The following is a 23810-nucleotide window of genomic DNA, read 5'->3' as shown; positions in this document are numbered from 1 at the left end:
GAACTCGTCCCCCAACAACCAGTTTCGACATAGGTCGGCTCGCTACGCTTCAGCAATGCGTCAATCGTCCTCGGCTCTCGATGGAGCTCCTCCGACAGGCAACGCGACGACCCGCTTCAGCAACGTCGCACTGCTGTCTGTCGCGAGCACGCTGCCAAGCCGGGTCACGACATCCGTCGACATCGAGGATCGCCTCGAGTCGGCGCTCCACCGCCTCAAGCTGCGCGGCGGGCTGCTCAAGCGCGTCGCCGGCGTGCTCGAGCGCCGCAACTGGGCGGAGGGCGAGTCGGCCGACACCGCCACCGTCCGCGCCGGCGAGCAGGCGCTCGCCGAGGCGGGCGTCAAGCCGGGCGACGTGGGCCTCCTCATCAACACGAGCGTCACGCGCAAGCACCTCGAGCCCTCCGTCGCCGTGCGGCTCCACCACGAGCTCGGACTGCCGACCTCGGCCGTCAACTTCGACGTCGCGAACGCGTGCCTCGGCTTCGTCAACGGCATGAGCCTCGCCGCCGGCATGATCGAATCGGGCCAGATCCGCTACGCGATCGTCGTGAACGGCGAGGACGCCGACGACATCCAGGTCAACACGATCGACCGGCTGCTCGGCAGCGACATCGACCGCGACGACTTCCTCAGCGAGTTCGCCACCCTCACGCTCGGCTCCGGCTCGGCCGCCGCCGTGCTCGGCCGCGCCGACGAGCACCCCGAGGGCCACCGCATCCTGGGCGGCGTCACGCGCGCCGCCACGCAGTGGCACGACCTGTGCGTCGGCAGCGCCGAGGGCATGTACACGAACGCGAAGGCGCTGCTGAAGGGCGGGCTCGAGCTCGTCGTCTCGGCCTGGAAGGAAGCCGCGCCCGAGTGGAAGTGGTCCGAGATGGATCGCTACATCACCCACCAGGTCTCGTCGGTGCACACGAACGCGATCGTGAAGGCCGCGAAGCTCGACCCGGCGCGCGTGCCCACGACGTTCCCGCGCTACGGCAACGTGGGCCCCGCATCCATCCCCATCACCCTCGCCGAGGAGCAGGCCACCCTCAACCGCGGCGACCGCGTGCTGCTCATGGGCGTCGGCTCCGGCCTCAACACGGCCATGATGGAGCTCGCCTGGTGACTGGGCGCGACGCCCCCGCATCGCTGCCGCCAGCAGGCCTCCCCGGCCTCGACCCGCACTGGAGCCGCATCGTCGCGGTGCCCGGCCGCGGTCTCGACGAGGGCCGCACCCGTGAGTGGCACTGCCTCGACACGGCGGATGCGCTCTCGCGCGTGGGCGCACCGGTGGCCGGCACGATCTTGGCCGTGCACGGCAACCCCACCTGGAGCTACCTCTGGCGGCGGATCGCGGCGGAGTCGCTCGCGGCTGCCCGGCGCGGCGAGCCCGCGTGGCGCGTCGTCGCCGTCGACCAGCTCGAGATGGGCTTCTCGGAGCGCACCGGACTGCACCGGCCGCTGCCGCAGCGGGTCGCGGACCTCTCGGCGTTCGCGGATGCGCTGGGCCTCGACGGCCCCGTCGTCACCCTCGGGCACGACTGGGGCGGCGTCATCTCGCTCGGTTGGGCCGTCGACCACCCCGAGCGGCTCGCCGCCGTCGCGCTGCTGAACACCGCGGTGCACCATCCGGCCGGCGTGCCGATCCCCGCGCCGCTGCGGCTCGCGCGCGCTCGCGGCGTGCTCTCCGCCGCGACCGTCGCGACGACCGGCTTCCTCGAGACGACGCTGACGCTCGCGACGCCCTCGCTCGCCCCCGAGGTGAAGGACGCCTTCCGCGCGCCCTACCGCTCGGCCGCGCGCCGTGCCGGGATCGGCGGCTTCGTCGCCGACATCCCCGTCGACGAGCAGCACGAGAGCTTCGCCGAGCTGGCCCGCATCAGCACGGGTGTCGCCGCGCTCCGGGTGCCGGCGCTCCTGCAATGGGGGCCGGAGGACCCGGTGTTCGGCGACCGCTACCTCGACGACCTCGTCGACCGCATGCCGCACGCCGACGTGCACCGCTACGAGGGTGCGAGCCACCTGGTCGCGGAGGAGCAGCCGTACGCCGCGACGGTGCTCGAGTGGCTGGGGTCTTCGCTGGTCGAGGAGCAGCCGCTTCCGCCGGTCGAGGCGCAGCCGGAGGCCGCGTCGCGAGACCACTTGCCCGGTTGGGATGGTCTCGACACGGTCAGCGCGCGGCGGGCGCGGACCGGCTCGGCCAGCGGCAGCGGCGAGGCGTTCGTCCCGCTCTGGCACGGGCTCGACCAGCGCGCCGGCGACGACGACGTCGCCGTGATCGACATGGCCGGACGCGGCGGCCCGCGCCGCGTCAGCTGGCGCCAGCTCGAGGCGCAGACCCGCAGCATCGCCGCCGGACTGCACGAGATCGGCGTGCGTCGCGGCGACCGCGTCTCGCTGCTCGTCAAGCCCGGCCCGACCCTCACGGCTGTCCTCTACGCGTGCCTCCGCATCGGCGCGATCGTCGTCGTCGCCGACGCCGGCCTCGGCGTGAAGGGCCTGACGCGCGCCGTGCGCGGCTCGTGGCCCGACGTCATCATCGGCGAGCGGCTGGGCCTCACCGCCGCCCGAGCGCTCCGCTGGCCCGGCATGCGCATCTCCGCCGAGCGCCTCCCGCGCGCCGCCGCGGCGGCCCTCGGCGTCTCGCACAGCGTCCACGACGTGGCCGCTCTGGGCGCCGGCGCCGACTTCCCCGCCGAGCCCGGTCCCGACGACGAGGCCGCCATCCTCTTCACCTCCGGCTCGACCGGTCCCGCGAAGGGCGTCGTCTACACGCACGGGCAGCTGAGCGCCCTGCGCGACGTGCTCGCCGCGCACCTCGAGATCACTCCCGAGACGGGCCTCGTCACGGGCTTCGCGCCCTTCGCGCTGCTCGGCCCGGCGCTCGGCACTCGCTCGGCGACGCCCGACATGGACGTCTCCTCGCCCCGCACCCTCACGGCCACCGCGGTCGCGGCCGCCGTGCGCGCATCCGACGCCGGCATCGTCTTCCTCTCGCCCGCGGCCATCCTCAACGTCGTCGCGACGTCGGATGCGCTCACCGCGGCCGACCAGGCCGCACTCATGCGCGTGCACACCTTTCTCTCCACCGGCGCTCCCATCGGCGCGCCGATGCTCACCGCGATCGCGCAGCTCATGCCGAACGCCACCCCGCACACGCCGTACGGCATGACGGAGTGCCTGCTCGTCACCGACGTCACGCTCGACGGCGTGCTCGCGGCGGCGGAGGCGCCGGACGCCGGCGTCTGCGTCGGCTCGCCGATCGCGGGCAACCGCGTGCTCGTGAGCGCGCTCGACGCCGACGGCCGCGCGACCGGCGCCCCGAGCGCCGAGCCCGGCGTGCTCGGCGAGATCGTCGTCTCCGCGCCGCACCTCAAGAGCCACTACGACCGCCTGTGGGTCACCGACCGCATGGCGACCCGCGAGACCGAGCCGCTCGCCTCCGCGACGCCCGGCACCCGCTGGCACCGCACGGGCGACCTCGGCCACCTCGACGCGCAGGGCCGCGTCTGGATCGAGGGCCGCAGCCAGCACGTCATCGTCACGGCCGACGGTCCGATCGCTCCGGTCGAGGCCGAGCAGGCCGTCGAGACGGTGGATGCCGTGCGTCGCGCCGCCGTCGTCGGCATCGGTCCGCACCGGCTCCGGCAGGCGGTCGCGGTCGTCGAGACCTCGCCCGCGAGCTCGCGGCCAGCGCTCGCCGACCCGCTGCTGACCGCCGCGGTGCGAGCGAGCACGACGCAGCCGCTCGCCGCCGTGCTCGTCGTGCCGCAGCTGCCGACCGACGTGCGCCACAACTCCAAGATCGACCGCTCGCGGCTGTCGGAGTGGGCCGAGCGCACGCTCGCCGGCGAGAAGCCGGGCACGCCGTGAAGGTGCTCGTCACCGGCGCCTCCGGCTTCCTCGGTCGCGCGGTCGCGGCCGAGCTCGTCGCCGCGGGCCACCACGTGCGCACGCTGCAGCGGCGGCCCTCGGGCGTGCCGGGCGTGACGGATGTGCTCGGCTCGCTCACCGACCCGGCCGTCGTCGCGCGGGCGGTCGCCGGCGCTGGGGCCGGTGATGAGCCCGGAGCGGAGGGCAGCGTCGAGGGTGTCATCCACCTCGCCGCGAAGGTCTCGCTCGCGGGCGATCCGGCCGAGTTCCGCACCGTCAACGTCGAGGGCACCCGTGCGCTGCTCGACGCCGCCGAGCACGCAGGGGTCTCGCGCTTCGTGCAGGTGTCGTCGCCGTCGGTCGCGCACGTCGGCGCCTCGCTCACAGGCGTCGGCGCCGAGCCGGCCTCGCCCGAGCACGCCCGCGGCGACTACGCCCGCACGAAGGCCGAGGCCGAGCTGCTCGCGCTCGCACGCGACTCCGCCGCGTTGCGCGTCATCGCCGTGCGCCCGCACATCGTCTGGGGGCCGGGCGACACGCAGCTCATCGAGCGCGTCGTCGAGCGGGCCCGTCGTGGCCGCGTGCCGCTGCTGAACGGCGGCACGGCGCTCATCGACACGACGTACGTCGACAACGCCGCGACCGGCATCGTCGCGGCGCTGCACCGGGCCGACGTCGCGCACGGCAACGCCTACGTCATCACGAACGGCGAGCCGCGCCCGGTCGGCGACCTGCTCGCGGGCATCTGCCTCGCCGCCGGCGTCCCGCCGCCGCGCATCAGCGTGCCGGCCGCCCTCGGCCGTGCCGCGGGCTCGCTCGTCGAGCGGGCCTGGGCGATCCGGCCGGGGGCCGACGAGCCCCCGATGACGCGGTTCCTCGCCGAGCAGCTCTCGACCGCGCACTGGTTCGACCAGCGCGACACCCGCCGCGACCTCGCGTGGGCGCCGACGGTGTCGATCGACGAGGGCCTGCGCCGGCTCGCGGCCTACTACGCGTAGCGCCGGCCGCCGAACGAGGAGATCCGGCTGCCGCGTCACGACCGGAGGCCGCCGCATCTTCCTCCCGTCGACTCCTCGCCTCGTGATCACGCGCGTGCGTCGACGCGCACGGCGGAGAGCTCGCCGGGGCGGAGGTCCGCGACGGCCAGGAGCGTGACCAGCACCCGGTGCGCGACCACCCAGACGGGGGTCGCCGGTCGGAAGCCGAGCGCGAGCGCTCCGGGGTCCGTCGAGCACCGCCCCCAGTCCGGCAGGTGGCGGACTCGCGGACGCCCCGCGCCCTGCCACAGGTGCAGCTCCCATCCGCCGTCTTCGACCATGCGCGCCGTCATCGCGGCACCCGGCTCGACCGCTCGGAGCCCCGTCGGAATTCGCTCGCTCCCGTGCTTCCCGCACTCGCAGGCCCGGAGGCCGCGCGCGAGGATCTCGGCAGCCGGCAGGAAGGCGACAGGCACCACCGACATGGCGCCGCCCGAGAAGCGCACGTGGTCGAGCACGCTGACGAGCTCGAGCACGTCGTCGCGCCACGGGGCTCGCAGGAACCCGTGCTTGCGCAGCTCGAGCCGAGCCGTGTCATCGCCGTCGTCCGAACCGATCGCGAGCCGGCGCCGGAAGCGCACCGGAGCGCCCGCATGCCGCGCGATCTGCTCCGCCTCGGAACGCGTGCGCGCGAGGCAGACGAACGGCGGGCGCCTGCCGCCGTCGACCTGGAACTCGAATCGGTGGGTCGCATCCGCTCTCATGCCGGGCAGGATGCCGCAGCTCGCGCCGCGGAGGTGCGGGGCAGCGCGTGGGCTGTGGAGAGCGGCACACGCGCTGCCAGCCAGCTCGCAGGATGGCCGACCTACCGTCGCCGCATGAGTGTTCCGCCGCACGGCACGCCGCCGCAACCCATGCCGTTCGGCGCACCCTCGTGGCAGCCCCAGCCGCAGCCATACCCGCAGCAGGGCGTCCCCTTCCCTCTGAGCACGCCGCGCCCGCCGCTGCCGGAGGCGGAGCGCCGGCGCCTGCTGCGGCTGGGCGCCGGCAGAGGCGCGCTCCTCGGATTCGGCACCGGGCTCGGCGGGACGGTGCTGCTGCTCTGGGCGACGGTCCTCGGCATCTCGGCGCTCGTCGCGCCGCTCGTGATCGGCTTCGGCGGCGGCGACCCGCTGGGTGAGGGCGTCGCCGCGGTCGTCACGCCGCTCACGGTCGCGGTCCTGGCCGGCGGCTCGGTGCTGTGCCTGCTCGCGCTCGTGCTCAGCTGGTTCGGCCTGCGCCGGTGGGGCGGCGGCCGCGCCGCAGGGGTCACCGCTGCCGCGGCCGCGATCGCGAGCGTGCCCGTGCACCTCGTCAACATCGCGATCTTCGCGATCACGTTCGCGCTGCAGCCCGAGCTCGACGAGTCGACGGGCATAGCGATCATCGCGCTCGTCGCGGGCCTCGTCGGTGCGGTGGTCGGGGCTGCGGCGGGCGCCGGCGCGTGGCGGTGGATGGGTGCCGTCCTGCGGCCGCGCCGCTGACCGGACGCTCAGCCATCAGCCGATCGGCTGCCGCACCTTCCGCGACCACAGCGCGCTCGCGGCGACGGTCGCAACGGCGGCGATGACGGCGAGCACCAGCGCCGTCCACCCGAGCCCGAGCGCCGCCCCGACGACCCCCGCGAGCGGGTAGGTGAGGATGAAGCACGCGTGCGACAGCGCGAACTGCGCGGCGAAGACGGCAGGCCGTTCGGGCGTCGACGCGTTGCGGCGCACGAGCCTCGGCGCGGTCGTGAGGATCGCCGCGTTGCCGGCGCCGAGCACAGCCCACAGCACGAGCAGCAGCCACCACGCGGGCCCGGCGAGCAGCACGGCCGCCACGCCCCCGAGGCCGACCGCCACCGTCGCGGCGCCGGCCAGCATCACCGTGCGCTCGGGGATCCGCTCGATCAGGCGGGGGAGCGCGAGCGCGATCAGCATCGACCCGGCGCCGTAGGCGGCGAGCAGGATCGCGACGTCGGGCTGCAGCCGCTGCAGCCGCTCCTGCACGACGACGACCGTGTTGACGATGACCATCGCGGTCGGCGCCGCGACCGCGAGGTTGAGCGCGAGCAGCGCGCGCAGCTCGGCGTTCCGGGCGAAGACGCGCACACCGCGCGTGAGCCGCTCGGCGAAGGACGACCCGGTGTCGGGCTCGATGTGCGGGAAGGTCGTGGCCACCACGAGCGTCGCCGAGAGCAGGAAGCCCGCGACCGTGCCGAGGAAGAGGTTGGAGTACGACATGACGAGCAGCAGCGCGGCCGCGATCGCCGGGCTCAGCAGCGACTCGAGGTCGTACGCGAGCCGCGACAGCGACATCGCCCGCGTGTACTGCCGCTCGTCGGGCAGGATCTCGGGGATGACGGCCTGGAACGCGGGCGTGAACGTCGCCGACGCGCACTGGAGCAGGAAGATCAGCACGTAGATCTGCCACACGTCGGTCACGAGCGGCAGCAGCAGCGCGATCGCGGCTCGGATGACGTCGGCACCGATGAGCAGCGCCTTGCGCGGCACCCGGTTCGTCGCCGCGATGAGCAGCGGCCCGGCGCCGACGTAGGCGAGCATCTTGATCGTCAGCGCGATGCCCAGCACGAGCCCCGCATCCCCGCCCGCGAGGTCGAAGGCGAGCAGTCCGAGTGCGACGGTCAGCAGTCCGGTGCCGAGCAGCGCGACGATCTGCGCGCTGAAGAGCTTCGCGTAGGCGGGGTTGCGGAGGACGTCACGCACGATCGTTCGTGGCCCGGTCGGTGACGAGGATGTGCTCGGCCGCGGTGCCGAGCATGTGCTCGGCCTGGTGCATCGCGACGGAGACGAGCTCGCTCGCGTGGTCGTCGGCGAGCCGGTAGTAGACCCGCGTGCCCTCGTGTCGAGCCACGACCATGCGCGCGAGTCGCAGCTTGGCGAGGTGCTGCGAGACGCCGGGCGTCGGCTTGTGCACCGCTGCGGCGAGGTCGCCCACCGACTGCTCGCCGTCGCGGAGCGCGAGCAGGATCTTCACACGGGTGCGGTCCGCGAGCATCGAGAAGACCTCGACGGCGAGCTCGACGTGCTCATCCGCTGCTTGCGTATCTGCGTTCATGCGCAAATAGTGGCAGACGCACCGCTGCGTCGCGAGGTCGGGTCAGCGACCCGCCGTCACGGCACGGCTCTGGAAGGAGCGCAGCCGCAGGCTGTTCCCCACGACGAAGACGCTCGAGAACGCCATCGCCGCACCGGCGAGCATCGGGTTGAGCAGCCCGAGCGCGGCGAGCGGGATCGCGAGCACGTTGTAGGCGAATGCCCAGAAGAGGTTGCCCTTGATGGTGCCGAGCGTGCGACGGGCGAGGCGGATGGCGTCGGCGGCGCTGCGCAGGTCGCCGCGGACGAGGGTGATGTCGGATGCCTCGATCGCCGCATCCGTGCCCGTCCCCATCGCGAGTCCCAGGTCGGCCTGCGCGAGTGCCGCTGCGTCGTTGACGCCGTCGCCGACCATAGCGACGACCTTGCCCTCGCCCTGCAGCCGGGCGACCACCTCCGCCTTGTCGCCGGGCAGCACCTCGGCGATGACCTCGTCGATGCCGACGTCGGCGGCGATGCGCCTGGCCACGGTCTGGTTGTCGCCCGTCAGCAGGATGGGCGTCAGGCCCAGCTCGCGCAGCTGCCGGATCGCCTCGGCGCTCGTCGGCTTCACGGTGTCGGCCACGACGAGCAGGCCGCGGATCTCGCCGTCCCAGGCGACGAGCACGGCGGTCTTGCCCTCGTGCTCGGCGGCCTCCTTGCGCCGGTGCAGCTCGGCATCCGGCGCGATCGACCACTCGTCGAGCAGCGACTCGCGGCCGACGACGAGGGCATGGCCGTCGACGATGCCGCTGACGCCCTTGCCCTCGACGTTGCGGAAGCCCTCGACGTCGGGCAGGTCGACCTCGAGCTCCTCGGATGCGCCCTTCGCGATCGCCTGGGCGATGGGGTGCTCGGAGGCATCCTCGATCGCGCCGGCGAGCCGCAGCAGCTCGCGGCGGTCGACGCCCGCCGCGGCGACGACGTCGACGAGCGTCATCCGCCCGCTCGTGACGGTGCCGGTCTTGTCGAGCACGACGGTGTCGACCCGACGCGTCGACTCCAGCACCTCCGGGCCCTTCATGAGGATGCCGAGCTGCGCACCGCGGCCGGTGCCGACGAGCAGCGCCGTCGGCGTGGCGAGGCCGAGCGCGCACGGGCAGGCGATGATGAGCACCGCGACCGCGGCCGTGAACGCGCTCGCGGCGGGGAAGCCGGCGCCGAGCCATGCGCCGAGCGTGACGACCGCGATCGCGATCGCGATGGGCACGAAGATGCCCGAGACGCGGTCGGCGAGGCGCTGCACCTCGGCCTTGCCCGACTGCGCGTCCTCGACGAGCCGCGCCATCTGCGCGAGCTGCGTGTCGGAGCCGACGCGAGTGGCGCGCACGACGATCCTGCCGCTCGCGTTGACCGTGCCTCCGGTGACGCCGTCGCCCGGCGCGGCCTCGACGGGCACCGACTCACCGGTGAGCATCGAGGCGTCGATGGCCGACATCCCCGAGACGATGACGCCGTCGGTCGCGATCTTCTCGCCCGGGCGGACGACGAACTCGTCGCCGACCGCGAGGTCCTCCACCGGGATCCGCACCTCGGTGCCGCCGCGAACGACGGCGACGTCCTTCGCGCCCAGCTCGAGCAGCGCGCGGAGCGCCGCGCCCGCCTGCCGCTTCGACCGCTTCTCGAAGTACCGGCCGGCGAGGATGAACATCGTCACGCCCGCGGCGACCTCGAGGTAGATGTTCGCGGCGCCGTCGCTCGGCGCGATGGTGAGCTCGAACGGATGCGTCATGCCGGGGACGCCCGCGGTGCCGAAGAACAGCGCGAAGAGCGACCAGAGGAACGCGGCGCCGGTTCCCACAGAGACGAGCGTGTCCATCGTCGCCGCGCTGTGGCGCAGGTTCATCCACGCGGCGCGGTGGAACGGCCATGCCGCCCACACCACGACCGGTGCTGCGAGCGCGAGGGACGCCCACTGCCAGTAGGTGAACTGGAGCACGGGGATCATCGCCATGAGGATCACCGGCACCGACAGCACGATCGAGCCGATGAGCCGCTGCCGCAGCGACACGAGCTCGCGGTCGACGGGCTCGCCGCCATCGTCGACGGTGTCCGGAGCCTTCGGCGTCGGCAGCACGGCGGTGTAGCCGGTCTTCTCGACCTCCGCGATGAGCAGCGCCGGGTCGAAGTCGGCGGGCGCCGTGACCCTGGCCTTCTCGGTGGCGTAGTTCACCGACGCCGCGACGCCGTCGAGCTTGTTCAGCTTCTTCTCGACGCGCATCGCGCACGACGAGCACGTCATGCCGCCGATCTCGAGCTCGTACGTGCTCGCCGGGGACTCGCTCACGACGTCGGTGGTCGACATGCTGTGGATTCCTTCTCGTGGGATGCGTGGGGACCGAGCGCGGCTCAATGGTCGTCGTGGCCGTCGTCGGCGGGCGCGTGGGACTCGGCCGGAGCGGCCTGGTCGCCCGTGGCGACGACGAAGGATGCGGTGTGGACCTCGTCGTCGACCTGGAAGTCGAAGTACAGCAGGTAGCGTCCGGGGGTCGGCGCCTCGGCGGCGAAGTCGACGCTGGCGCCGGAGCGCTGGCCTGCTTCGGGTTCGGCGCCGTCGGGGTGCACGTGCAGGTAGGCGAGGTCGCCGTCGCGCAACGCGACGAGGTGGCCGAACGCACCGAGATAGGGCTGCATCGTGGTGACCGCTTCGCCGTCCCGCGTCACCTCGAGCGTGAGGGTGGAGCTGCCGCCCGCGACCAGGTCGCCCGAGAGCGCGACGTCGAACTCGCCGGCGCGCGCCTCCCGCACCTCGTCCTGCGGCGGGACGGGCGTGAAGTCACCGGCGACGCTGATCGTCCTGGCGAGGGTCACGCCGCGCTCGGCTGCCGCCGCAGTGAAGTCGGCGAAGACGCGATAGCTGCCCGCTGCATCCCAGGTCCACGGCAGCGACCAGGTGCCCGACGCGTCGAGCTCGGGGTGCACGTGCCGGAACCGGCTGCCGTCCTCGCGGACGACGATGAGGTGCAGGTCCTTCTCGTGCTCCTCGGTGTAGTCGAGGAGCGGCTGGCCGTCGGGATCGAGCACCGAGAAGCGCAGCTCGCCGGTCTCGCCCACAGCGGCAGGAATCTCCACCTCGCTCAAGCGGTAGCCGTCCGCCTCCATCGACAGGCCGGGGAGCATCGCGGCATCGTTCTGCGCCGCGGACGGCTCGTCGTGCGTCGCGCGGTCGCCGTCTGTGGTGGTCGTCCGCGCCGCGACCTCCGCGCCGGGCGCGACGGCGCCGGCGACGAGGAACGCGGCGGCGAACGCGCCGATGAGGCCGAGGCCGTAGAGGCTCAGGCGAGCCGGAGCGTTCACGAGGCGCTCCGCGAGCAGGTGGCAGTGATCCGCTGGGTGCTCATGCACTCACGGTATACCCCAGGGGGGTATTGCTGCAAGGCATCGCGCATGGCCATCCGCAGCTCGACCAAGCAGCTCACGATCGAGAGCGAGGGTCGAGGCGGGCACCCACGCCCGCAACGAGAAGAGGGTCTGCCTCCGAGTCGATCACAGCTCGGACGCAGACCCTCGACGGGTGGCGGCGCTACAGCCCGGCGTGCTCCGCGGCGTCGTGTGCGATCGGCGTGAGGCGCGTCAGCTGCGTGACGTGGCGCGGCTCGAGCTCCTCGAGCGACGAGACGCCGAGCAGCGCCATGGTGCGCTCGATCTCGTCGCGCAGGATCGCGATCGTGCGGTCGACGCCCTGGCGGCCGCCGGCCATGAGCCCGTAGAGGTAGGCGCGGCCGATGAGCGTGAACTTCGCGCCGAGCGCCATCGAGGCGACGATGTCGGCGCCGTTCATGATGCCCGTGTCGACCATGACGGTCGCATCCGCGCCCACCTCGCGCACGACCTGCGGCAGCAGGTGGAAGGGCACGGGTGCGCGGTCGAGCTGCCGGCCGCCATGGTTCGACAGGATGATGCCGTCGACGCCGCGGTCGATGAGTCGCACCGCATCCGGCACGTTCTGCACGCCCTTGACGACGAGCTTGCCCGGCCACATCGAGCGGATGATCTCGAGGTCGTCGTACGAGATCGTCGGGTCCATCGCCGAGTTGAGCAGCTCGCCGACGGTGCCGCCGGTGGTCGAGAGCGACGCGAACTCGAGCTTCGGCGTGGTGAGGAAGTCGAACCACCACCACGGGCGCGGGATCGCGTTCGCGATCGTCTTCAGCGAGAGCGCCGGCGGGATGGAGAACCCGTTGCGCTTGTCGCGCAGGCGCGCGCCGGCGATCGGCGTGTCGACGGTGAACATGAGCGTGTCGAAGCCCGCGGCCGCGGCCCGCTCGACGAGCCCGTACGAGATCGAGCGATCGCGCATGACGTAGAGCTGGAACCAGTTGCGCCCGTGCGGGTTCGTCGCCTTGACGTCCTCGATCGTCGTGGTGCCGAGCGTCGAGAGCGTGAACGGGATGCCCGCGGCGGCTGCCGCGCCGGCGCCGGCGGTCTCGCCCTCCGACTGCATGAGGCGCGTGAAGCCGGTCGGCGCGATGCCGAAGGGCAGCGCGCTCGGCCCGTCGAGCACGGTGGTCGACGTGTCGACGTTCGCGGCCGGCCGCAGGATGTCGGGGTGGAACTCGACATCCTCGAACGCCTGCCGCGCGCGCTGCAGCGAGATCTCGCCGTCGGCGGCGCCATCGGTGTAGTCGAACGCGGCCGCGGGCGTGCGCCGCTTCGCGATCGATCGCAGGTCGTCGATGGTGAGCGCGGCGTCGAGGCGGCGCTTGCGGCCGTCGAGCTCGGGCTTCTTGAACTGCATGAGCTCGGCGAGCTCACGGACCTTGGGCAGCTGACGCTTCATGGTCGGTCCTCTCTCAGACAGCGATGCGGTGCGGATGGATGCGGTGCGGGAGCGCCGCGTCAGGCCTCGACGTGCGCGACGCGCTTCACGAAGAACGACGCGACCACCGAGATGCCTGCGCAGATGGCCACGTAGACGGCGATCGGCCACCACTGGCCGCCGCTCATCTCGAGCAGCCACGCGGCGATGAGCGGCGCGGTGCCGCCGAAGATCGCGGCGCCGACCTGGTAGCCGAGCGTGGCGCCGGTGTAGCGCACCGCGGGGCTGAAGCTCTCGGCGATGAGCGTGCCGAGGATCGCGTTCACGCTGCCCCACAGCAGGCCGAACGCGACGATCGTGGCGGCGAAGACCGCCCATGCCTCGCCCGTGTTGAGCACGAGGTAGTACGGCACGACGAGCACGATCGTGGTGATCGCCGACCAGCGGTACAGGACCGCTCGGCCGACGCGGTCGGAGAGGTGCCCGAAGAACGGCATCCAGAGGGTCGCGACGAGTGCGGCCGCGGCGACGGCGAGCAGCACGGTGTTCTGGCGCACGCCCAGGATGTTCGTCGCGTAGGCGACGACGTAGGTGCCGAAGATGTAGAACGGCCCGGTCTCGGCGGCCTTCATGCCGATCGAGACGAGCACGGCGCCCCAGTGCTTGGTGACGACCTCCTTGATGGGGAGGCGCAGGCGCGCACCGGTCTCGCGGATGCGCTTGAACTCCGGCGTCTCGTCCAGGCCGTTGCGGATCCACAGGCCGATGAAGACGAGCACGATGCTGCCGACGAACGGCACGCGCCAGCCCCACGAGAGGAACTGGTCCTCGGGCAGCAGCGTGAGCAGCGCGATCACGGCGGAGGCGAGCAGCAGGCCGAGGCTGATGCCCATCTGCGGCACGGCGCCGTAGAGGCCGCGGCGGTGCTTCGGCGCGTACTCGTAGGCGAGCAGCAGCGCGCCGCCCCACTCGCCGCCGATGCCGATGCCCTGCAGCACGCGGAAGAGGAGCAGCAGGATGGGCGCCCAGATGCCGATCGTGTTGAAGTCGGGCAGCAGGCCGATCGCGACCGTGCCGCCGCCCATGAGCATGAGGGTCAGGAACAGCGTCTTCTTGCGGCCGATGCGGTCGCCGATGTGCGCGAAGATCACGCCGCCGATGGGGCGGAAGAAGAACGTGAGCGAGAACGACGCGTAGGCGAGCAGCGTCGAGATGAACGGATCCTCGGTCGGGAAGTAGATCTTGTTGAAGACGAGCGCCGCGACGGTGCCGTAGACGAGGAAGTCGAACCACTCGATGACGCTGCCGCTCAGGCTGCCGAGCAGCACGCGGTAGTTGAGCCGCTCCTGCTTCGGTTCTGCGGCCAAGGTGCTGCTTGCCATGTTCTCTCCTTCGAGAATCGCTCGGCGCCGAACCGATCGTGGCGACGCGTGTGGTCAGACCATGTGGTCGGACCACATGACGATAGGGCAGTCGCGCGGAGGCCGTCAAGGTTGCGCCGGATGCGCGATGTCGACTCGGGCGTGTCGGCGGGCGTCCGTCGACGGCGGTGCCGGCCGGGTGACGGCAGGCGCTCGCCACCGACCGCGCTACGCGCGGGCGTCGTCCGCAGCGGCCGCAGCCGTCTCGCGGTAGTAGCCCTCGATGTGCTCGCGGAGCAGCTGCGCGGCCCCCGCGCGGTCGCCATCGCGCACGCACTCGAAGATGCCGTGGTGCTCCGCGCGGAGCCGCACGGCGGTGCTCGACCAGTCGGGGAGGGCCTGCGCGCGGGCGAGCGTGTGGTCGGCGATCGCCGATCGCAGCGCGTCCATGAGCGTGCTGATGAGCGGATTGCCCGCCGCGCGGGACAGCGATGCGTGGAAGGCGGCGTCGAGCTGCAGGAACTCCTCGACCGGCAGCTCGACCTCGTCCATCCGCTCGAGCAGCTGCTCCGCCGCCGCGAGGTCGGCGGCCTCGACCTCGGCGTGCTCTGCGGCCCACGCCTCGAGCAGCAGCCGCACCTCGTAGATGTGCTCGTGCTCGACGTGGCGCGTCGCGAGCTGCATGTCGAGCGCGAGAGCGAGTGCCTGCTCGGGCGCCGCCGTGACGATGGTGCCGGAGCGCGGACCGGAACCTGTCGACGTGCGGATCGTGCCGAGCGCCTCGAGGACCCGGAGCGCCTCGCGCAGCGAGCCGCGCGAGACCTGCAGCGTCTCGGCGAGCGCCCGCTCACCGGGAAGGTGGTCGCCGATGGAGAGCCGGCCGCTCCGCAGCTCGGCGGTGACCCAGTCCATGACCGTCTCGTGCACCTTCATCGGCTCGAGTATCCCAGCGATGCGCGTTCGGCGAGGCGGTTGTCGTCGCGCGCGCGGGTCGACGCGCCTCGAGTCGAGGCGATCTGGGGTGTTGAGCACAGGGAGAGGCGATTCCCCTCCGATCGGCGGCGCTGCACCTCTGCTCGTGCACGCGTCGACGGCTGCCCGGTGACCGCAGCGCTGCAGGAGGTGCGACGATCGACGCATGAGGTGGTTGCGGGATCGGCGCGTGTGGGCGGTGCTCTTCGCGCTCGCCGTCGTCGTCCAGCTGATCGCGCTCTACCTGCCGAACCCGCCCTCGGGTGGCGGCATCCCGGGCGCCGACAAGGCCGTGCACGCTGCGGTGTTCCTCGCACCGGCGCTGCTCGGCGTGCTCGCCGGGCTGCGGCCAGTCGTGCTCGCCCCGCTGCTCATCGCGCACGCGATCGTCTCCGAGGTCGTGCAGCACCTGCTGCTCCCCGGTCGCGGCGGCGACCCGTGGGATGCGGTGGCCGACATCGTCGGCGTCGCCGTCGGGCTCGCGGTCGGCTCCGCGCTGCTGCTCAGGCTCCGCGCCGACCGACCTGCAGCCCCGGCTTCCGGCGGTGCACCGACAGGTAGCGGAGGCCCTCGGCCCCAGCCGTGATCTCGCGCCGCGCGCGCCTCGGCAGCCAGACGACCGCACCCGGCGCGAGCGCGAGCTCGACGCCGGCGGAGCGCAGCGTGCCGGCGCCGGCGATCACGTGCAGCAGCACGTCCTCGTCCGGGCCGACGTGCTCGTCGATGCGCTCGCCCGGCGGGAGCGCGATGACGTTCGCGTCGAGATGGCGCTCGGCCTCATCGAGTCGCCAGACGGCGCCCCGCTCGTCCGGCTCGCCCACTGCCGCCGCGAGCACGCCCGAGTCGGCCAGGATGCGCGGCTCGGCGACACTGCGCGGCTCGGCGCCGCTGCGCCCGCCCTCGCCGCCGTCGTGCGCCGGTTCGTCGCCCGCCTGCTCGCCTGCCGCATCCGCCATGCCGACCTCCTGCCTCGAGGCTATGCCCGGAGCCACCGTGCGCATGGGCGTGCAATGCGCCGCCGCACGCTGACCCAGCGCGCCGAGCGGCGCGGCTCCTAGGGTGGATGCGGCGTCGACGTTGGGAGCGAGACCGTGAAGGCGATGCAGCAGCAGGGGCCCGGAGGGCCGCTGGAGTGGACGGATGCGCCCGACCCGGTCGCGGGGCACGGCGAGGTGGTCGTCGACATCGTCGCGACCGCCGTCAACAACGCCGACCGGCTGCAGGCCGCTGGGCACTACCCGCCGCCGCTGGGGGAGTCGCCGATCATCGGGCTCGAGTGCTCGGGCGTGATCGCTCACGTCGGCGACGGCGTCGAGGGCTGGGCGGTCGGCGACGAGGTGTGCGCGCTGCTCGCGGGCGGCGGCTACGCCGAGCGGGTCGCGGTGCCCGCGACGCAGCTGCTGCCGGTGCCGCGCGGCATCGACCTTGCGGATGCGGCAGCGCTGCCCGAGGCGGTCTGCACCGTCTGGACCGCCATCCGCGATGTGGCCGAGCCCGCGGTCGAGGGGCTCGCCCTCGTGCACGGCGGCAGCGGCGGCATCGGCACCATGGCGGTGCAGCTGCTCACGGCCCGCGGGTACCGCATCGCGACGACGGCGAGCGCGCGGCACCACCGGATGGTGCGGATGCTCGGCGCCGAGGTGGCGGTCGACTACCGGTCGGAGGACTTCGTCGCCGCCGTGCACCGGGCCACCGAGGGCCGCGGCGCCGAGCTCATCATCGACGTCATCGGTGCCGACTACCTCGAGCGCAACCTGGCGTCGCTCGCGCTCGACGGCACGCTCACCGTCATCGCTGCGCAGCGCGGCACCGAGGCCGAGATCGACCTCCGCTGGCTCATGCAGCGGCGCATCACGCTGCGGGCGATGACCCTGCGCGCGCGGCCGAGGACCGGCCGAGGCGGCAAGGCCGACGTCATCGACGAGGTGCGGCGCGAGGTGTGGCCGCTCCTCGAGGCAGGCACGATCGCGCCCGTGATCGGCGCGAAGCTGCGCCTGACGCACGCGAACGAGGCGCTCGCGCTCATGGGCGGCGACGAGTCGCCCGGCGGCAAGATCGTGCTCGTCCGCTGACGGCGAGCGATCGATCCCCGGGCGGCGGGCATGTGGGTGGTCGGTGATCGGATGGGTGCGAACCGCTCGACGACGAGCGTCGGGCGGCGACCACACACCGACACGAGCACCGAGGAGTGATCATGGGACGCCGTCAGCGCGGCACGCGCCGCGCAGCAGAGCAGCTCAGCTGGCAGGAGCGGCACACGCTCAGCATCGAGCGCACGGAGCGGCAGCGGCTGCTGTCCGAGCACCGCGACCTGGCCGCCGACGTGGCGGCCACCGCCTGGATCATCTGAGGGCGCAGGCGCTGGCGACGACCCGAGGGAGAATCTGAGGCAAGATCGGCAAATTTGCGCGACGGCCCGTATCCTGACGGGACCACCCCCCGTCGATGGAGCCGCACGTGCCCGATCTCTTCAGCCCGCTCATCCTGCTCGTCGCGCTCGCCGTCATCGTCGTGGTCGCGCTCGTCTTCGGCGCGATCCGTCGCTACCGGATCGCCGAACCCGACGAGGCGATCATCGTCACGGGCCGGAAGGGCAAGAAGACGATCGACGCCGAGGGGCACACGACCCAGGACCTCTCGGGTCAGAAGGTCGTCACGGGCGGCGGCGTCTTCGTCATGCCGTTCGTGCAGAAGTCGTTCAAGATGTCGCTCCGCTCGCGGCGGCTGCTGTTCAACACGACCGCGCAGGCGAAGGACGGCATCACGATCCACGCGCAGGCCGTCGCGGTCATCAAGGTGGGCGGCACCGAGGAGTCGATCCGCAACGCCGCGCAGCGCTTCCTCTCGCAGCAGGAGGAGATCGAGTCGTCGACGCAGGAGGTGCTCTCGGGCTCGCTGCGCGGGATCATCGGCCAGCTGACGGTGCTCGAGATCATCCACGACCGCCAGGCGCTCGCCGCAGCGGTGCTGCAGGCGGCGGAGGATGCGCTGAGCAAGCAGGGCCTCGTCGTCGACACGCTCCAGATCCAGGAGATCAACGACACCTCGAACTACCTCGTCAACCTCGGCGTACCCGAGTCGGCAGCGGTGCAGCGCGCCGCGGCGATCGCCAACACCGAGGCGCAGAAGGCGGCCGAGGAGGCGTCGATCCAGGCGAAGAAGCAGATCCTCGAGGCGAACCGCGTGCTGCAGCTGCAGCAGGCCGCAGTGCAGGCCGAGACCGACAAGGCTGTCTCGCAGGCCGCCGCCGCGAAGCCGCTCGAGGACGCCGTGCAGCGCCAGGCGATCGTCAAGCAGGAAGAGATCACGGCGCAGCGGCAGACCGAGCTGCGCGAGCAGCAGCTGAACGCCGACGTCCGCAAGGTCGCCGACGCCGAGTCGTACCGCATCCAGGTCACCGCCGAGGCGAACGCCCGGGCGAAGGAGATCGAGGCGAACGCCGAGCGCACCGCGCGCGAGGCCCGCGCGCTCGCGGCGAAGGCCGAGGGTGTCGCCGAGGCCGCGGTCACCGAGTCGCGAGGCAACGCGCAGCGCACCGCCCGCATCGCCGCCGCCGAGGCGGCGAAGGCCGAGGGCGAGGCGGAGGCCGTCGCGACCGCCGCTCGCGGTCGCGCCGAGGCCGAGTCGATCGGCGCCCGCGGCCTCGCGGAGGGTCAGGCGATCGAGGCGCGCGCGAAGGCGCTCTCCGACAACGCGCAGGTCGTGCTCGCGCAGGAGCTGCTGAAGGTGCTGCCGCAGGTGGCCGAGGCGTTCGGCAAGGCCTACGCGTCGTCCGAGATCACGGTCATCTCGGCCGACGGCACCGGCAAGCTCACGGGCGACATGGTCGGCAACATGGCCTCCATGACGCAGATGATGAAGGATGCGACGGGCATCGACCTGCAGGCGATCATCAACGCGAGCGCCCAGGGCAACGCCGCGGGCAGCGCGATGGCGAAGCAGGGGCAGTCGGCGCCGGTGCTGATCGACCACTCAGCGACGGAGTGAACCGGCTGCTGGGCGAGTAGTGCTCGCCGGGCGATCGGGCGTCGAGGTGACCATCGGCGCGACTTGTGGTCGCGCCTCCGTCGGCCGCTACGTGCCGGTGTAGAAGCCGTACGTCGCGTCGGCCTGGCGCTTCGCGGCCTCCGCGTCGGCGCCGCCGTCGACCGCGGCTGCCGCCCACGCATCCGCCGCGCCGCGGTAGAACGCTCGGCCCTCGTCGGTCGCGGTCCACGCCTCGGCCTGGCCGGGCGTGATGGGGGTGTCGCCCGGCAGCAGGTGCAGCGCGAGGCCGAGCAGGCCGCCGTCCCAGCCGACCCCGGTCGCGCCGGGCCCGAACGTCTCCCACATCTCGGCCGGCACGTCGGCCGCATGCGCGACGTGCTCGAGCTCGAGCCGCGTGCCGTCGCCCTCGGTCGCGAGGCGCACGGTGAGCCAGGTGACGCCGCCGCCGAACTCCCACGTCACGCGGAAGCGCGCGGCGTCGCCCTCCGGCGGGTCGCACTCGAGCACCTCGCCGCCGGCGTTGCCCTCGAGCTGGTACCGGCCGCCGAGTCGCAGCTCGCCCGACACGGGCATGAACCAGCGAGGGATGCGCTCGGCGCTCGTCACCGCGTCCCACACGTCGTCGATGGGGGAGCGGTAGGTCTGCGAGAGCGACTGCACGTGCGACTCGGTGCCGTCGATCTGCTCGACGCGCACCTCGCGCGTCACGGCGCCCAGCTGGGCGAGGACATCCACCATGGTCACTTCTCCTTCGTGGTGTTCGGGTTCTTCGGGTTCTTAGAAGTGGGCGCGGCGGGGAGGTCGGCCTCGCCGGTGTCGTCGGCGCGCCGTCGCTGCCGCCGGCCGCGCGCGAGCTCGGTGTCGAGCGCCGCGAGCTTCGGCATCCAGTAGCGGTCGAAGGCCGACAGCCACTCGCGCGCCTCGCGCGGGCCGACGGGATCGACGGCGTAGAGCCGCCGCTGCCCGTCGGGGCGCACGGTCGCGAACCCTTGCTCGCGCAGCACGCGCAGCTGCTGGCTCACCGCCGGCTGCCTGATGCCGAACTCCGCGCCGATCACGGCCGCGACGGTGCCGGCGCTCGTCTCACCCTCGGCGAGCACCTCGAGGATGCGTCGTCGAACCGGGTCGCCGAGGACGTCGAGTGCGTGCATGGAGCGATGGTTGCACAACAGCTTATATACGTCAAGACTGAACTGTGCGCATCGTTCCCTAGTCTGCTTCAAAATCGAACGGTACGATGGAGGGACACGAACGAGAGGGAGTGCACCGTGAAGGCAGCCATGTACTACGGCAAGGAAGATGTCCGCATCGAGCAGATCGAGGAGCCCCAGCTGCGCCCGGGCACCGTGAAGATCGCGCCGGCGTTCAACGGCATCTGCGGCAGCGACCTCCACCTGTTCCACGACGGACCCATGCCCCCGGCGCCGTCCGACACCGACCCGCACCCGCTGTCGGGCGAGACCCTGCCCGTCGTGATGGGCCACGAGTTCTCGGGCGTCGTCGAGGAGGTCGGCGAAGGCGTCGAGGGCCTCGCCGTCGGCGACTCGGTGGTGGTCGAGCCGCTCATGGTCGACGGCACGTGCCCGGCCTGCAAGGCGGGCGCCTACAACCTGTGCGAGCAGATGGGATTCATCGGCATCTCCGGCCTCGGCGGCGGTCTCAGCGAGCACATCGTCGTGGAGTCGCGCTGGGTGCACCCCGTCGGCGACCTGCCGCTCGACCAGGCTGCGCTCATCGAGCCGCTCTCGGTCGCGCTGCACGCGGTCAAGCACTCGGGCGTCGAGTCGGGCACCGCGGTCGTCGGGGGCGCCGGCCCGATCGGGCTGCTGGTCGCCGCAGTGCTCAAGGCCAAGGGCTTCACCGTCATCGTGAGCGAGATGTCGACCGCCCGGCGAGAGAAGGCCGCGTCGACGGGGGTGGCGGATGTCGTCGTCGACCCTGCGAACGACGACCTCGCGGCAGTGGTCGCCGAGCACACGGGCGGCGCCGGCGCCGACGTCGCGTTCGACGCGGCCGGCGTCGCGGTCGTGGTGGAGCAGCTGCTCTCGGTGCTGCGCGGCGGGGGCCGGCTCGAGGTCGTCGCGATCCACGTGAAGCCCGTCCAGCTCGACATCACCGCGCAGCTCACGATGCAGGACCGCGTCCTCGGCTCGTCGATCGGCTACGCCAACGACCACGAGGAGGCCATCGAGCTCGCACGCAGCGGCAAGGTCGATCTGGCGCCCTTCATCACCGGCCGCATCACGGTCGACGACATCGTCGAGCAGGGATTCACGCGGCTCATCGAGAACAAGGACCACGAGGTCAAGATCCTGGTGTCCATGTAGGAACCTCCACGCGGATGGCCCTGCCGATCGGCAGGGCCATCCGCGTCCCACCCGCCGCAGACACCGCACGCGACACGCCGAAGCAAACGCTTCGAAAGAACTATTGCGAAGCGGATGCTTCGAAGGTACTCTTTCAGGCAACGGCAGCGCATCACCGCACCGCCGAAGCCAGAGGAGGAAGACCATGGGACGCATCCACCGCATCCCGCGTCGCGCGGCCGACGAGCGCAATCGCGCTCGACTCGAGCGCGAGGCGAGCGAGCGCTACTACGACCGCGTTCGCGCCGAGCTCAGCATCCAGCGTGGTTTGATCTGAGCATGACCGACGAGCGCGCCCAGGGGAGTGCCGCGGCGGACGACGAGTCGCTGCCGGCACTCCGCAGCAGCGATCCCGCTGTGCTGCGGGCGCTCGCGCACCCCCTGCGCGTCGAGATGCTCGCCGTCATCGACGAGCTCGAGGAGGCGACCGCCACGCAGATCGCCGAGCGCGTCGGCGAGAGCCCCTCGAACTGCTCCTTCCACCTGCGCACGCTCGAGAAGGCCGGCTTCATCGTGCGCGCCGAGGCCAAGGGCACGTCGAAGCCCTGGAGGTCGGCGCACCGCAGCCGCGACCTGCGTCCCGACCCCGACGACGTCGAGTCGGTGCGCTCCTCGAGCACGATCGGCGCCCTCTACGTGCAGCACGAGGCCGACCGCATGATCCGCTTCCTGCAGGCGCACGGCAACGGCCGCCTGCCCGACTGGGTCGACGGCGTCACGGTCAACATCTCCACCTTCTGGGCGACGCCCGCCGAGCTCGCCGAGCTCGCCAACGACATCGCCCACCTCGCCGACCGCTTCCGCGGCCGCCACGACGACCCGTCGCAGCGACCGGTCGGCAGCCACAAGTCGCACTTCTTCGCCACGCTGAACCCCGACCTCGACGCGCCCGTCACCGGGGAGCCCAGCGCCAGCTGACGCCCCGCCCGCGCACGCCACCCGTGCGCTCGGCACCCTCATCCCGCTCACGGCACCCCCTGCCCGGCGGCGCGCACCGTCGCGCGCTCGCACCCGAGGAGTCCGCATGACCACCACCACCGCATCCCCCGCCACTGCCAAGCCGCCGTCGCCCATGCGCCGGCCCGCCTACCGCCGCCTCATGGTCGGCTGGGTCGCGACCAACCTCGGCGACAGCGCCCTCTACCTCGTGCTCGCCATCTGGGTGAAGGAGCTCACCGGCTCCGATGCCGCGGGCGCGCTCGTCTTCCTCTTCATCGGCCTGCCGGCGCTGCTCGCCCCGTTCGCCGGCCAGCTCGCCGATCGCGTGCACCGCCGCCCGCTGCTCATCGGCACGAACCTCGGCACCGCTGCCGTCGTGCTCACGCTCCTGCTCGTGCGAGGCCCCGACCAGGTCTGGCTCATCTACGCCGCCACCTTCGGCTACGGCCTCGCCGCCTACCTCACCGCGGCCGCGCAGTCGGGACTGCTGCGCGACCTGCTGCCCGACGACGAGCTCGCGGGCGCCAACGGCATCTTCACCTCGATCGACAATGGGATGCGCATCGTCAGTCCCGCGCTCGGCGCCGCGCTCTACGTCGCGGCCGGCCCGTGGGCGGTCATCACTCTCGCCGCCGCCGGCTTCCTCGTGATGGCGATCGTGCTCACGACCGTGCGCATCGAGGAGTCGGCGCCCGAGCCGCGGCTCGACGGCGAGACGTACTGGCACGAGCTGTCGGCCGGCTTCCGAGCCCTGCTCGCCGACCCGCTGCTGCGCCTGCTGACCGTCGCGACGGCGGTCGGCTTCGGCCTGACCGGGCTGCTGAACGCGACGATCTTCCCGCTCGTCGAGCACGGTCTGCAGGAGGGGCCGGCTGCGCTCGGCCCCGCGCAGGCGATCCAGGGCATCGGCGCGCTCGCGGGCGGGCTGTGCTCGGCATGGATGCTGCGCCGCATCGGCGAGCGACGCCTCGTCGCGTGGGGCCTCGCGCTCGTCGGCCTCGGCACGCTCGCCGCCTTCGTGCTCGTCCAGTGGCCGCTCGCCGAGGCGTGGATGCGCTGGGCCGGCATGGGCGTGGTGCAGGGCCTCATCGGGTTCGGCGTGCCGTGGGTCATCGTGGGCGTCGTGACGCTGCGGATGCGGCTGACGCCCGCCCGCCTGCAGGGCCGCACGTCGGCGGCGCTCAACGTCTCGATCAACGTGCCGCAGATGCTGCTGCTCGCGCTCGGCAGCGCACTGCTGGGCGTCGTCGACTACCGCTGGCTCATCGCCGTCACCGCGCTGGGCGTGCTCGCCGCGGCGCTCGCGGTCGCGCTCGGCCGGCGCCTCGACCGCGAGACCGCGCCGCCGCCGCACCACGAGCCGCTGCACGACTGAGCCGCTGCACCACGGAGGCGCTGCAGCGCGGAGCCGCTGCACGATGGGTGGTCACGACACGCCGCGTGGCGGTGGCCGCGCGCGGCGTGTCGTGACC

At 72.6% G+C, this 23810-nt stretch carries 23 protein-coding genes; 12 read left to right on the top strand and 11 right to left on the bottom strand.

The features are described from left to right. Window positions 1-55: 55 nt before the first annotated feature. The 3 genes from ABD106_RS08040 to ABD106_RS08030 are packed head-to-tail and all read left to right on the top strand — an operon-like array spanning window position 56 to window position 4859. Window positions 56-1114 carry a 3-oxoacyl-ACP synthase III gene (locus ABD106_RS08040; protein ID WP_343919166.1) on the top strand — a complete coding sequence of 353 codons (1059 nt, stop codon included), beginning with the start codon at window positions 56-58 and terminating at the stop codon, window positions 1112-1114. Then, window positions 1111-3861 carry an alpha/beta fold hydrolase gene (locus ABD106_RS08035; RefSeq protein ID WP_425545733.1) on the top strand — a complete coding sequence of 917 codons (2751 nt, stop codon included), beginning with the start codon at window positions 1111-1113 and terminating at the stop codon, window positions 3859-3861. Before ABD106_RS08040 ends, ABD106_RS08035 begins: the two co-directional genes overlap by 4 nt. Further along, on the top strand, window positions 3858-4859 hold the full coding sequence (locus tag ABD106_RS08030; RefSeq protein ID WP_343919164.1) for an NAD-dependent epimerase/dehydratase family protein: 1002 nt from the start codon (window positions 3858-3860) through the stop codon (window positions 4857-4859). The genes ABD106_RS08035 and ABD106_RS08030 overlap by 4 nt, the downstream gene beginning before the upstream one ends. 86 nt (window positions 4860-4945) lie before the next feature. Here ABD106_RS08030 and ABD106_RS08025 read toward each other — a convergent pair whose 3' ends face one another. Further along, window positions 4946-5602, bottom strand: coding sequence for a hypothetical protein (locus ABD106_RS08025; protein ID WP_343919163.1), 657 nt, complete (start codon window positions 5600-5602; stop codon window positions 4946-4948). Window positions 5603-5716: 114 nt separating this feature from the next. On the opposite strand from ABD106_RS08025, the gene ABD106_RS08020 reads away from it, so the two are divergent. Continuing rightward, a complete protein-coding gene (locus ABD106_RS08020; RefSeq protein WP_343919162.1) occupies window positions 5717-6361 on the top strand; it encodes a hypothetical protein in 645 nt (214 codons plus the stop codon). Window positions 6362-6376: 15 nt separating this feature from the next. Here ABD106_RS08020 and ABD106_RS08015 read toward each other — a convergent pair whose 3' ends face one another. From ABD106_RS08015 to ABD106_RS07985, 7 genes are all read right to left on the bottom strand, one after another. Next, on the bottom strand, window positions 6377-7585 hold the full coding sequence (locus tag ABD106_RS08015; protein WP_343919161.1) for an MFS transporter: 1209 nt from the start codon (window positions 7583-7585) through the stop codon (window positions 6377-6379). Beyond that, the gene (locus tag ABD106_RS08010; RefSeq protein ID WP_343919159.1) at window positions 7578-7937 is read right to left on the bottom strand and encodes an ArsR/SmtB family transcription factor; all 360 of its coding nucleotides are present in this window, start codon (window positions 7935-7937) and stop codon (window positions 7578-7580) included. The genes ABD106_RS08015 and ABD106_RS08010 overlap by 8 nt, the downstream gene beginning before the upstream one ends. 42 nt (window positions 7938-7979) lie before the next feature. Beyond that, on the bottom strand, window positions 7980-10259 hold the full coding sequence (locus tag ABD106_RS08005) for a heavy metal translocating P-type ATPase (RefSeq protein ID WP_343919157.1): 2280 nt from the start codon (window positions 10257-10259) through the stop codon (window positions 7980-7982). Window positions 10260-10303: 44 nt separating this feature from the next. After that, window positions 10304-11251, bottom strand: coding sequence for a heavy-metal-associated domain-containing protein (locus ABD106_RS08000; protein ID WP_343919155.1), 948 nt, complete (start codon window positions 11249-11251; stop codon window positions 10304-10306). 226 nt (window positions 11252-11477) lie between these two features. Further along, complete coding sequence (locus ABD106_RS07995; RefSeq protein ID WP_343919153.1) at window positions 11478-12734, bottom strand: alpha-hydroxy acid oxidase; 1257 nt, start codon at window positions 12732-12734, stop codon at window positions 11478-11480. 59 nt (window positions 12735-12793) lie between these two features. After that, window positions 12794-14095: an MFS transporter gene (locus ABD106_RS07990; RefSeq protein ID WP_343919151.1), complete on the bottom strand. Its 1302-nt coding sequence runs from the start codon at window positions 14093-14095 to the stop codon at window positions 12794-12796. A gap of 207 nt (window positions 14096-14302) precedes the next feature. Continuing rightward, on the bottom strand, window positions 14303-15007 hold the full coding sequence (locus ABD106_RS07985) for a FadR/GntR family transcriptional regulator (RefSeq protein ID WP_343919149.1): 705 nt from the start codon (window positions 15005-15007) through the stop codon (window positions 14303-14305). Window positions 15008-15212: 205 nt separating this feature from the next. On the opposite strand from ABD106_RS07985, the gene ABD106_RS07980 reads away from it, so the two are divergent. Next, window positions 15213-15632, top strand: a complete 420-nt coding sequence (locus ABD106_RS07980; protein WP_343919147.1) for a VanZ family protein — start codon at window positions 15213-15215, stop codon at window positions 15630-15632. On the opposite strand, the gene ABD106_RS07975 is transcribed toward ABD106_RS07980, so the two are convergent. Then, window positions 15550-16002 (bottom strand): cupin domain-containing protein, encoded by a 453-nt coding sequence (locus tag ABD106_RS07975; protein WP_343919145.1) that lies wholly within the window; start codon window positions 16000-16002, stop codon window positions 15550-15552. The genes ABD106_RS07980 and ABD106_RS07975 overlap by 83 nt on opposite strands. Window positions 16003-16146: 144 nt before the next feature. Here ABD106_RS07975 and ABD106_RS07970 point away from each other — a divergent pair, with 144 nt between their 5' ends. The 3 genes from ABD106_RS07970 to ABD106_RS07960 all read left to right on the top strand — a co-directional run bounded on the left by ABD106_RS07970 (window position 16147) and on the right by ABD106_RS07960 (window position 19033). Continuing rightward, a complete protein-coding gene (locus ABD106_RS07970; RefSeq protein WP_343919423.1) occupies window positions 16147-17118 on the top strand; it encodes an NAD(P)H-quinone oxidoreductase in 972 nt (323 codons plus the stop codon). 122 nt (window positions 17119-17240) lie between these two features. Continuing rightward, window positions 17241-17396 (top strand): hypothetical protein, encoded by a 156-nt coding sequence (locus ABD106_RS07965; protein WP_343919143.1) that lies wholly within the window; start codon window positions 17241-17243, stop codon window positions 17394-17396. Window positions 17397-17503: 107 nt separating this feature from the next. Continuing rightward, window positions 17504-19033, top strand: coding sequence for an SPFH domain-containing protein (locus tag ABD106_RS07960; RefSeq protein ID WP_343919141.1), 1530 nt, complete (start codon window positions 17504-17506; stop codon window positions 19031-19033). Window positions 19034-19120: 87 nt separating this feature from the next. Here ABD106_RS07960 and ABD106_RS07955 read toward each other — a convergent pair whose 3' ends face one another. After that, on the bottom strand, window positions 19121-19771 hold the full coding sequence (locus ABD106_RS07955) for an SRPBCC domain-containing protein (protein WP_343919139.1): 651 nt from the start codon (window positions 19769-19771) through the stop codon (window positions 19121-19123). 2 nt (window positions 19772-19773) lie between these two features. Continuing rightward, on the bottom strand, window positions 19774-20184 hold the full coding sequence (locus tag ABD106_RS07950) for an ArsR/SmtB family transcription factor (protein WP_343919137.1): 411 nt from the start codon (window positions 20182-20184) through the stop codon (window positions 19774-19776). 117 nt (window positions 20185-20301) lie between these two features. Between ABD106_RS07950 and ABD106_RS07945 the strand changes: the two genes are divergently transcribed. The 4 genes from ABD106_RS07945 to ABD106_RS07930 all read left to right on the top strand — a co-directional run bounded on the left by ABD106_RS07945 (window position 20302) and on the right by ABD106_RS07930 (window position 23713). Further along, the gene (locus ABD106_RS07945) at window positions 20302-21360 is read left to right on the top strand and encodes a 2,3-butanediol dehydrogenase (RefSeq protein WP_343919135.1); all 1059 of its coding nucleotides are present in this window, start codon (window positions 20302-20304) and stop codon (window positions 21358-21360) included. 184 nt (window positions 21361-21544) lie between these two features. After that, window positions 21545-21676 (top strand): hypothetical protein, encoded by a 132-nt coding sequence (locus ABD106_RS07940; RefSeq protein ID WP_343919133.1) that lies wholly within the window; start codon window positions 21545-21547, stop codon window positions 21674-21676. A gap of 2 nt (window positions 21677-21678) precedes the next feature. Further along, window positions 21679-22317, top strand: a complete 639-nt coding sequence (locus ABD106_RS07935; protein WP_343919131.1) for an ArsR/SmtB family transcription factor — start codon at window positions 21679-21681, stop codon at window positions 22315-22317. A gap of 106 nt (window positions 22318-22423) precedes the next feature. Beyond that, window positions 22424-23713 (top strand): MFS transporter, encoded by a 1290-nt coding sequence (locus tag ABD106_RS07930; protein WP_343919129.1) that lies wholly within the window; start codon window positions 22424-22426, stop codon window positions 23711-23713. Window positions 23714-23810 lie beyond the last annotated feature (97 nt).

This window comes from Agrococcus citreus, from assembly GCF_039527715.1.
Lineage (GTDB): Bacteria > Actinomycetota > Actinomycetes > Actinomycetales > Microbacteriaceae > Agrococcus > Agrococcus citreus.
The sequence above is the reverse complement of the archived record's forward strand: the minus strand, read 5'-3'. Positions and strand labels throughout refer to the sequence as shown.